General features: G+C 74.6%; 8 protein-coding genes and 1 pseudogene. 5 read left to right on the forward strand and 4 right to left on the reverse strand.

Annotated features, from left to right (window positions below):
* Together AB8Z75_RS27520 and AB8Z75_RS27525 are read left to right on the forward strand one after the other, a co-directional pair.
* Positions 1–2,939, forward strand: a 2,939-nt coding sequence (locus AB8Z75_RS27520) for an SDR family NAD(P)-dependent oxidoreductase (RefSeq protein WP_369206599.1), incomplete at its 5' end; no start/stop codon positions are given.
* Positions 2,936–3,745, forward strand: coding sequence for a thioesterase II family protein (locus tag AB8Z75_RS27525; RefSeq protein WP_369206601.1), 810 nt, complete (start codon positions 2,936–2,938; stop codon positions 3,743–3,745). The genes AB8Z75_RS27520 and AB8Z75_RS27525, both read left to right, overlap by 4 nt.
* A 239-nt stretch (positions 3,746–3,984) precedes the next feature.
* Here AB8Z75_RS27525 and AB8Z75_RS27530 read toward each other — a convergent pair whose 3' ends face one another.
* Positions 3,985–4,770: an alpha/beta fold hydrolase gene (locus AB8Z75_RS27530; RefSeq protein WP_369206603.1), complete on the reverse strand. Its 786-nt coding sequence runs from the start codon at positions 4,768–4,770 to the stop codon at positions 3,985–3,987.
* A gap of 132 nt (positions 4,771–4,902) precedes the next feature.
* On the opposite strand from AB8Z75_RS27530, the gene AB8Z75_RS27535 reads away from it, so the two are divergent.
* Positions 4,903–5,571 (forward strand): TetR/AcrR family transcriptional regulator, encoded by a 669-nt coding sequence (locus tag AB8Z75_RS27535; RefSeq protein WP_369206605.1) that lies wholly within the window; start codon positions 4,903–4,905, stop codon positions 5,569–5,571.
* Between the two features lie 136 nt (positions 5,572–5,707).
* On the opposite strand, the gene pip is transcribed toward AB8Z75_RS27535, so the two are convergent.
* Both pip and AB8Z75_RS27545 read right to left on the reverse strand, forming a co-directional pair.
* The gene (gene pip / locus AB8Z75_RS27540; RefSeq protein WP_369206607.1) at positions 5,708–6,685 is read right to left on the reverse strand and encodes a prolyl aminopeptidase; all 978 of its coding nucleotides are present in this window, start codon (positions 6,683–6,685) and stop codon (positions 5,708–5,710) included.
* Entirely contained in the window at positions 6,678–7,523 is an 846-nt protein-coding gene (locus AB8Z75_RS27545) for a helix-turn-helix transcriptional regulator (RefSeq protein WP_369206609.1), read from the reverse strand. Before AB8Z75_RS27545 ends, pip begins: the two co-directional genes overlap by 8 nt.
* Positions 7,524–7,783: 260 nt before the next feature.
* On the opposite strand from AB8Z75_RS27545, the pseudogene AB8Z75_RS27550 reads away from it, so the two are divergent.
* Positions 7,784–8,653, forward strand: a pseudogene (locus tag AB8Z75_RS27550) (MFS transporter); the annotation flags it as partial.
* A 55-nt stretch (positions 8,654–8,708) separates the two neighbouring features.
* Positions 8,709–9,092, forward strand: coding sequence for a hypothetical protein (locus AB8Z75_RS27555; protein WP_369206611.1), 384 nt, complete (start codon positions 8,709–8,711; stop codon positions 9,090–9,092).
* A 148-nt stretch (positions 9,093–9,240) separates the two neighbouring features.
* Here AB8Z75_RS27555 and AB8Z75_RS27560 read toward each other — a convergent pair.
* Positions 9,241–9,619 (reverse strand): NUDIX domain-containing protein (locus AB8Z75_RS27560; RefSeq protein ID WP_369206613.1); only part of this gene is annotated, 379 nt, incomplete at its 5' end.

A 9,619-nucleotide genomic window follows, 5' to 3' on the forward strand; every position in this document is an offset into this window, starting at 1 on the left:
CCACCGCCCCCCTGGCCCGCACCTGGCTGGTCTTCCGCCGGGGCGAGGGCCTCGACGAGACGGTCACGGCGCTGCGCCGCGCGGGCGGCCAGGTCGTCACGGTCGAACCGGGCGAGTCCTTCGCGCGTCTGACCGGCAGCCGCTACCTGCTGCGCCCCGGGGCACGCGAGGACTACGACGCACTGGCGGACGCCCTGGCCGCCGACGGACTGACGCCGCACCGCGTCCTGCACGGCTGGCTGTTCGGACCGCCCGACCGTACCTGCCGCCCCGACGACGTCGGCGGCTGGCTGGACCTCGGCTTCTTCAGCGTGCTCTTCCTCGCCCAGGCGTACGCCGAGCGCACCACCGCACTGGCGCCCGGCATGCGCTGGGACGTGGCCGGCTCCCGGCTGCGCGCGGTCTCCGGTGCCGAACCGGTCGAGCCCGCCCGCGCCGCGGTGACCGGTGTCTGCGACGTCCTGGCCAAAGAGCTGCCCGACATCGCCGTCCGCTGCCTCGACCTGGCCGAACAGCGCTTCGGGACGGGACTGTTGGAGGAGCTGGGCAGGGCGGGCGGCACCGCCCCCGCGTTCGCCGCCTGCGGCGACCGCTGGGTCGCACTGCGCGGTCGCCGCCGCTGGCTGCTCTCCTTCGCCCCCGTGCCCGCACCACGCGTCCACGGAGCCGCGGGCCCCCTGCGGGAACGCGGCACCTACCTGATCACCGGCGGGCTCGGCGGTATCGGGCTGGCCGTCGCCGAAGGACTCGCGAAGGCCGTACGCGCCCGCCTCGTTCTCACCTCCCGCTCCGCCTTCCCGCCCCGCGAGGAGTGGGACCGGATCGCCGCCGAGGACGGCGGACGCGGCGCCGGAACCGACGCCGGGGTACGGGAGACGGTGCGGCTGCTGCGGCGCGTCGAGGGGTACGGCGCCGAGGTGCTGGTGTGCCGCGCCGACGTGACGGACGAGTGGGCGATGCGCGCTGTCGTCGGACAGGCCGAGGACGAGTACGGCCCGATCGACGGCGTCTTCCACACCGCGGGCGTTCCGGGTGGCGGCCTGCTCGCCCTCAAGAGCCGCGCCGAGGCGGAACGCGTCATGGCGGCGAAGGTCTCGGGCACCCTCGTGCTGGACCGGCTGCTGGGGGAGCGGGTGGAGCTGATGGTGCTCTTCTCCTCCATCACCTCGGTCGCCGGGAACCTCGGGCAGACGGACTACGCCGCGGCCAACGCGTTCATGGACGCCTACGCCCACGCCCGCGCGGCCGAAGGCCCCGGTTTCACCGTCTCCGTCAACTGGGACGCCTGGGCCGAGGTCGGCATGGCGGCCAAGGCGGACGCCCTCGCCCCGGCCGCCTTCCGCGCCCTCCAGGCCGGCGGCACCACAGTGGACGCGGGAGCGCTGGCCACCGCGGCCGACCACGCGCCCGGGGCGGAACCCGACCCCGGGGCGGAAGCCGACCCCGGGCCCGGGGTCCATCCGCTCCTCGGTGAGCGGGTCGACGTCGGCGCTGGCGCCGACGCCGGCGCGGGTGCCGACGCCGGTGCCGACGCCGGTGCCCGTATCGCCTATCGCGCCGTCGTGGACGGGGAGAGCCACTGGGTCTCCCGGGAGCACCGCGTCGCGGGCACACCTGTGTGGCCCGCGACGGCGTACCTGGAGATGGCGCGGGCCGCGGGTGCCGAGGCGCTGGCGGGTGACCCGGTGGCGGCGACGCCGCTGCTGCTGAGCGACGTCACGTTCCTCTCCGTCCTCACGCTCACCGCGCCGACCACCCTGCGCACGACGCTCGACCCCGAACGGGACGGCTACCGCTTCACCGTCGCCAGCCGCCGCGGTGACGAGGAGGAGTGGACGGAGCACGCCACCGGACACGTCCGTACGGCGCCCAAGAGCCCGGCGCACGTGCACGATCTGGAGGTGCTGCGCGAGTGCTTCCCCGTCGTCAAGCCCGACACCGAGCCGTACGAGCCCGAGCCGGGGCTCATCGACTTCGGGCCGCGCTGGACGAATGTCGCCGAACTGCGGCGCGACGGCTCCTCGGCCCTCGCGCGTATCGAGATGCCCGAGCCGTACCTCGCTGAGCTGGCCGACTACCCGCTGCATCCGGCGCTGTTCGACGCCGCGACCTCCAACGCCGTCTACCTGCCGGAGCTCGGGCCCACGGGGGAGAGCTACCTGCCGTTCACCATCAGCGGCGTCACGCTGGGCGGCCCGCTTCCGCCGGTCGTACACGTGTACACGCGGCGGCGCGGCGCACACCGCACGATGGTCACCTTCGACCTCACCCTCACCGACGCGGAAGGCCGCGAGGTGGTGGACGTGACGGGCTACACGGTCCGGATCTGGGACCCGGGTGCGTTCCGCGACAGCCTGACGACGCGTCCGAGCACCGCACCGACACCTGGGCGGCCCGCTTCTGCCGTGCGGCCCGCCGAACCCTCCGCGCAGGCGCCCACCGACCCGCCGGCCGGCCCACCCGCCCGGCCGGGCATCGGCGGCGCGTTCGCGATCCGCCCCGAAGAGGGCCTCCAGGCGCTGTGGCACATCCTCAGCGACCGGCTCGGACCGCAGGTCGTCGTCGTCCCGGAGGGCATGCACCAGCGGCTGCGCGCCGTCGAGGCACTCACCCAGAACGTGATCGCGCAGGCCGGACAGGCGCCGGAGCCCGGCGGCGAGGTGGCCGTCCCGGCCGCCAGGACGGCCGGGCGAGGCGCGCGACCGGCAGCGGACGGTACCCCGCCGAGCACCCACGAACGGCTGGCGAAGCTGTGGTCCGACGCGCTGGGCATCGACGACATCGGCATGGACGACGACTTCTTCGCCCTCGGCGGCAACTCGCTCGTCGGCGTCCAGCTCGCGGCCCGGGTGCGCCGGGAGTTCGACACCGAACTGCCGATCGCCACCCTCATCGAGAACCCGACCGTACGCGCCATCGCAGGGATCATCACCGCATGAGTACGACCGCCCCGGTGCCGGGTGCCGACCCCTGGCTGCCGTTCCCGCCGCCCGCCGCCGCCCCCGCGCCGGGCGCCGCACAGGGCCGCCGGGCCCGGACACGGCTGCTGTGCTTCCCGTGCGCCGGGCAGGGGGCGTCCGCCTACCGCCCGTGGCAGCGGCTGCTCGCCGCGGACGTCGAGGTGCTGCCGGTGCAGCTGCCCGGCCGGGAGGGCAGGGCGACCGAGCCGGCCCACACCACGATGGACGGCCTGATGGCGGAGCTGCTGCCCGTGCTGGCGGAGCTGACGAAGGAGGCGGAGGCGGGCTACGCGCTGTTCGGGCACAGCCTGGGCGCACTGGTCGCCTACGAGGCCGCCCGCAGGCTGGAGGCCGCCGGGCAGCCGCCGCGCGGGCTGACCGTCGCGGCGCAGCGCCCGCCGCACCTGCCGCTCGACCGCGAGCCGGTGCACGACCTGCCCCGCGCCGCGTTCATGACCACTCTGGGCCTGTACGGGCAGGTGCCCGTCGAACTCTTCGACGACCCGGCAGCCGTCGCGCTGGCCGCCGCCGCACTGCGCGCCGACTTCACCCTCGTGGAGACGTACGCACCGGCGGAGGGGCCCCGGCTGCGCTGCCCGGTCACGGCGCTGGCCGGGCTGGCGGACTCCTCGCTGCCGCCCCGCTCCATGCGCGCCTGGCAGGACCTCACCGACGGACGCTTCACCTTCCGTCCCGTGCCGGGCGACCATTTCTTCGTGGGCGAGCGCACCGACGAACTGGTCGGCTTCCTGCGCTCGGCACTCGGTGAGAGCGCTTCTCCGTGAGGGGCTGACCAGCTGATCGGATGTGCCCGTCCGGATGAGTGATCACGGAGGTGACGAGGGACCGGTCAAGCCTTCGAGGCCGGCCGACCCGGTCCGCGGGCGGCGGTGGACCGACCGCCGCCGCACTCTCGGGGCCCTCGCGTGGAAGTACCGCAGCGACTCGACGCGGCAGCCGGTTGAGGTCTGCCGGCGCCGGTGGTCCCGGCAGGCGCGTCGCCTGCCCGCCTCCGCCGGGGCGTTCAGTGCCGTGCGAGGAAGCCGGTGATGAGCTTCAGCCATTCCTGCGGGCGTTCGGCGAACGGCAGGTGTCCGGTGGGCAGCTCGGCGACTTCGGCCGTGGAGATGCGGGCGGCGAGGTGGCGCTGCAGCGCTGGGGAGATGAGGGGGTCCTCGGTGGTGATGACGGCGAGGGTCGGCACCGCGATCCCGGCGAGGTCGGCGCGTACGTCGATGCGGCGGACCAGGTCGACGTGGTCTCCGGTGCCGGGCGGGATCGCGGAGGCGAGTTGCTCGGCGGAGTGGTGGACCTGGGCGGGGGTGTGGGCGTTCAGGGTGCCCTCACCGGGCGCCATCAGATTCAGGTAGCCGGCCAGCAGGGTGTGCTGACCGGACTCGTAGAGCTGTTGCCAGATGGAGGCGGCCAGGTCGGTGCGGGTGTCGGCGTGGGCGAATGTGGCGCTGAGGATGAGCGCGGTGACCCGCTCGGGGTGGCGTGCGGCGAGGCGGATCGCGACGGGCCCACCGAGCGAGTAGCCGCTGACCGCGAACGTGTCGAGCCCTTCGGCGTCTGCGGCGGCCACCATCTGGTCCGCCAACTCGTCCGCGTCCAGGGGCGTCCGGGACTGCGGAGTCCTGCCGGCGCCCGGGAAGTCCACTCCGACGACGGTGTGCTGTGCGGCCAGTCCGTCCAGGATCGGCCCGTAGTTGGCTTCGATCCCGCCGCCGGCGCCGTGGGCGAGGAGGAGGCCGGGGCCGGAGCCCCGGGTGGTGCGGGAGAGGCCGGTGAGTGTGGGTGCGGTGGTCACGGGTGGTCCCTTTCGGAGAAGCAGCCAGGCGTAGTGGCGCGAAAGCGTCTTTAGTGATCGCTAAAAGCGCGACGCCCCGGAAGCTAGCAGAAAACCTGTAGCGATCGCTATAGCTGAGGTAGGGTGGGGTTCGTGAGCAGTGAGAAGAGCCCCGCACAGACCGGGCCTGGCCGAGCCCGGCGCGCCTTCGACCGCGAAGAAGCCCTGGCCATCGCGCTCCACGAGTTCTGGACGCACGGCTACGACACGACCTCGATCGCCTCCCTCACCAGGGCGATGGGCATCAACCCGCCGAGCCTGTACGCCGCCTTCGGCGACAAGAAGCGGCTGTTCGACGAGGCCGTCGGGCTGTACACGCGTAGCTACGCCGCAGGCCCGCCGCAGGGCCCCGACGCCCGTACGGCCCTCACGCGGATGCTCCGTCACCTCGCCGCCGACTACACCGACCCCCACCACCCGCCGGGCTGTCTCATCATCACCGGGGCGACCAACTGCGGCCCCGGCTCGCAGGACGTGAAGGACAAGCTGCGCGCCCTGCGCGAGGAGTCCAAGGCGGCCATCGCCGCCTGCATCCGCACCGACCTCGATGCAGGGCGCCTTCCGGCCGGCACGGACGCCGACGGCCTTGCGGCCTTCTACGCGGCGGTCATCCAAGGGATGAACCAACAGGCGTGGGACGGGGCCGGACGGGAGACGCTGGAGCGCATCGCCGACTCGGCGATGGCCGCGTGGCCGGCGGCGGGAAGCGCGCCGGACGCGACAGCGCCGGCCTGCACGGGCCCGGCCGAAGGGTCCGGATGAGCGGCATGACGGCTCCCCGCCGCAGACGCCACTGTGGGCTGTCCCCCGCGCAGCGGGTCTGGTGAACGGGCTTTACAGGGTGCCGGAGGTCAGACGGGCCGCCGTCTCATGGCCGGTGACGGCCCCCCGCCCCCGCTCATCCGCTCTCCGCGCGCGCGAACCGGTCGAGGGCGGCCAGGACATGGCCGCGCTTGGCGTCGCCTCCCAGATGCCCCGCGTCCTCGACGATCGTCAGCTCGGCGCCGGGCCAGGCGCGGGCCAGCTGCCAGGCGGTGTCCGGCGGGCCGCCCAGGTCGAAGCGGCCGTGCACCAGCACGCACGGGATGCCCGCCAGCCGCTCGGCGTCCCGCAGCAGCGCGCCTTCCTCCAGCCAGGCACCGTGCGAGAAGTAGTGCGCGCACAGGCGCACCAGCGCCAGCCGGTCGGCTCCTGGCCGGTCACCGTAGGGCCTCGCGCCCCCGCCGGTCTCTCCGGAGAGCACCGCGTCCTCCCACGCGCACCAGGCGGCGGTGGCCCGCTCGCGCACCCGTGCGTCCGGATGGTTCGTCAGCCGGGCGTAGGCGGTCGGCAGGTCTTCGTCCGCCTCGACGCGGCCCTCGGTCGCCGGGTACGCGGCGAACCGTTCCCACGCCTCGGGGAAGAACCGTCCGACCCCCCGGTAGAGCCAGTCGATCTCGGAGCGGCGCGTCGTGGTGACGGCCGAGATCACGGTCTCGGAGACCCGCCGCGGATGTGTCCGGGCGTACGCCAGGATCAGCGTCGAGCCCCACGAACCGCCGTGCAGCAGCCACCGTTCGACCCCCAGGTGCTCCCTGAGCCGTTCCATGTCGGCGACCAGATGCCAGGTGGTGTTGTCACGCAGGCTGCTGTGGGGGTCGGAGGCGTGCGGGGTGCTGCGTCCGCAGCCGCGCTGGTCGAACTGGATGACGCGGTACCGGGCCGGGTCGAACAGCCGCCGCCCGGCCGCCCGGCACCCCGAGCCGGGGCCGCCGTGCACCACCAGGGCGGGTTTTCCCGCCGGGTTGCCGCTGGTCTCCCAGTACAGGCGGTGGCCGTCGCCCACGTCGAGGTGGCCACTGCGGTACGGCTCCAGGGGCGGGTACGGGTCAGTCATCGGCGCCCGCACGGGAGGGGAGCAGCAGGGTGAGGTGCAGATCGGGGTGGTCGCTCACGCGCAGCGTGGTGCGGTGGAAGGGGAGCCGCCCCCCGCCCGGGCGGTCGAGGACCTTGATGCCGACGGCCGTGTCGCTCACCTCCTGCCGCTCCCACAACTCGGCGAACGCGGCGCTCTTGCCCGCCAGTTCGGCCACGATCCGGGAGAACTCCGGGTCGTCGGGGTAGCGGGCCGCGTCCGTACGGAAGCCGGCCACCAACTCGGGTGCCAAGTCCGCCCAGTTCGCCGGCGGGCGCGCGCCGCCCCGGCTGCCCGTGAAGGCGTCCAGGCAGCTCTCGCCCGGCTGGGGGTCGCCGAACACGGCGTGCAGGGCGGCGTTTCCGCCGAGGAAACGCCAGTGGCGGTCCAGCACGTAGGCGGGGTGGGGAAGCCACCCTTCCAGCACCCGCACGACGGCCGGGGGCAGGGGCCCTTCGGGCGTGCCGCACGGGGAGGGCGTCCCGCACGGGGAGGGCATCCCGTGCGGGGCGCCCGCGTCGGACGGCGGCGTGTGCCCGGCGAGCCGGTGGAGATGGGCGCGCTCGGTCCCGTCCATGCGGAGCGCGTCGGCCACCGCGTTCAGGACGCTCGTCGTGACGCTGATCCGGCGGCCCTGTTCCAGCCAGGTGTACCAGGTGAGGCCCACACCCGCGAGCGTGGCCACCTCTTCCCGGCGCAGCCCCGGCGTGCGGCGCCGCCCTGCGCCTTCCGGCAGCCCCACGTCCCGCGGGGTCAGCCGGGCGCGCCGGTCGCGCAAGAAGGCGCTGAGCTCGTCCCGCCGCTTCGTCGTGGTACTCACGGCACTACCATAAGCGCCAACTTGGTCACCGCCGATGGTCTGCTCACACTGGCTGGGCCCCTCACGCACCCCCGCAACCGAACGCAACCGAAGGCGAGTTCGCGGTGCCCAGAACGCAGAGCGATCCCTCACGTCCCGCGCGTCCGGCCGGGCCCGCCACGGCCCGCGCCGACCATCCGCCCCGTGCGGGCGCGCTCCAGTGGGCCGCGCTGGCCGTCGTGCTGCTCGGGGCCTTCATCGGGTTCCTCGACATCTTCATCGTGAACGTCGCCAACCCCGCCATCCAGGCGGAGACACAGGCGACGTTCGCCCAGATCCAACTCGTACCGGCCGGCTACACCCTCGCCTACGCCGTCGGCCTCGTCCTGGGCGGGCGCCTCGGTGACCTGTACGGCAGGCGCCGCCTCTTCCTCGTGGGCACCGCGGCCTTCGCCGTCACCTCCACGGCGTGCGCGTGCGCCACCGCACCGGAGTTCCTCATCGGCGCCCGCGTCGCCCAGGGGCTGGCCGCCGCGTTGATGCTGCCGCAGGTGCTGGCGCTGGTGCAGGTGACGTTCCTGCGTCAGGAACAGCGTGCGCGCGCCCTGGGCCTGTACGGGGCGGTGGTGGGGGTCGGCGTCGTCGCGGGGCAGATCGTGGGCGGCCTGCTCCTCCAGTGGGATGTGGCCGGACTGGGCTGGCGGTCGGTCTTCCTGGTCAACGTCCCGCTGTGCGTGGTCACCTTCGCCGGGGCGCTCGCCCTGGTACCGCGGGGCGGGCGCGCGAAGGAGCGCACCGCCGTGGACCTGCCGGGGGCCGCGCTGCTGGGCTGCGGACTCTTCGGGCTGCTCCACCCGCTGGTCGTCGGCGGGGAGGACGGCTGGACGGTGCCGCTGACCGCCCAGGTCTGCGGCGCCGTGCTGCTCCTGGGGCTGTTCGTCCTGTGGGAGCGGCGAGTCGACCGGAGCGGGGGTGCGCCGCTGCTGCCGCCGAGGCTGTTCGCCCAGCGCGGCTTCTCGCTCGGCGTGCCCACCGCGCTGTTCTTCTACGGCACGAACGGTGCCTTCGTCTTCCTGCTGGCCTTCTACCTCCAGCGAGCGCTCTCCTTCGCCCCGTGGCAGGCCGCCGTCGCATTCGCCCCGATGGCCGTGTGCACCTCCGTCGCCGCCGTGCTGTGCGGTCGCCGCGTCGCCCGCTGGGGACCGCGTGTCGTCCCGCGGGGGTGCCCTGGCGACGGGGGCCGGACTCCTGGCCGTCTGGGCGGCGGTGGAGACGGGCGGCCGGGGCGGCCCTGCGCTGTCCCTGCTGCCGGGGCTGCTGCTGTACGGCTTCGGCGGTGGCATCGTCTCCACGTCGCTGATCGGCCTCGCGCTCGCCGGAGTGGCGCCCGAGGACGCGGGCGCCGCCTCGGGCGGACTGCTGACCGCCGTGCAGGCGTCGGAGGCAGCCGGAGTCGCGGGCATCGGCGCGTTCTTCTCCGTCACCTCCCACACGGCGGGGCCCGGGGGCGCCTTCGGACTCGCCGTACTCGTCCTGGTGGTACCGGCAGTGGTGACCGCGGGCCTGCTCCACCGGCTGCGGGACGCGTGACCGCCCGGCCGCCCGAGGCTCCCGCCCCGGCCGAGGGAGCGCGCACTCGCGCCGCCCCCCCGGCGAGAGTGGGACGGTTTCTGTGGCGGCTTCTACGGCGGCACCTGCGGCGGCTTCTGCGGCGGGCGGTCAGCTCGTCGGAGAAGGGTCAGCTTCCCAGGGAGGAGGCCCGGGCGATGTTGCCACGGGGGGTGCCGGGCGTTCCGGGTGCGCCGGGTGTGAGGGCCGTTGACAGCAGCCTGGCCTCGTGCTCGGGTACCGCTGCCACGGCCTCACGCGGCCAGAGCCAGCGCGTGGTGGACGGGGGCGGTTCCTCTGCCGCGCGGGCTGCGAAGAGGTGCGCCACCAGGGTGCGGCCCCCCGAGGGGCAGCGCGCACTCTCGACGGCCAGCAGCCGGCCGACCGTATGCCCGCTCTCTCCCGTGTGCTGCGCCAATGCCCGCCTCGCCCCCTCCTCGGGCGTCTCCGTGGCCGCCACCAGCGTCCCGGGCAGCCGGTAGGGCGACCTGGGCCCCCGGCCCTCCCAC

The organism is Streptomyces sp. PU-14G (assembly GCF_041028275.1).
Taxonomy (GTDB): Bacteria; Actinomycetota; Actinomycetes; order Streptomycetales; family Streptomycetaceae; genus Streptomyces.

Excerpts from the sequence above, each read along its gene's own strand:
- AB8Z75_RS27525 (WP_369206601.1), top strand. The coding sequence starts at position 2,936 with ATGAGTACGACCGCCCCGGTGCCGGGTGCCGACCCCTGGCTGCCGTTC.
- pip (WP_369206607.1), bottom strand. The coding sequence starts at position 6,685 with ATGACTGACCCGTACCCGCCCCTGGAGCCGTACCGCAGTGGCCACCTC.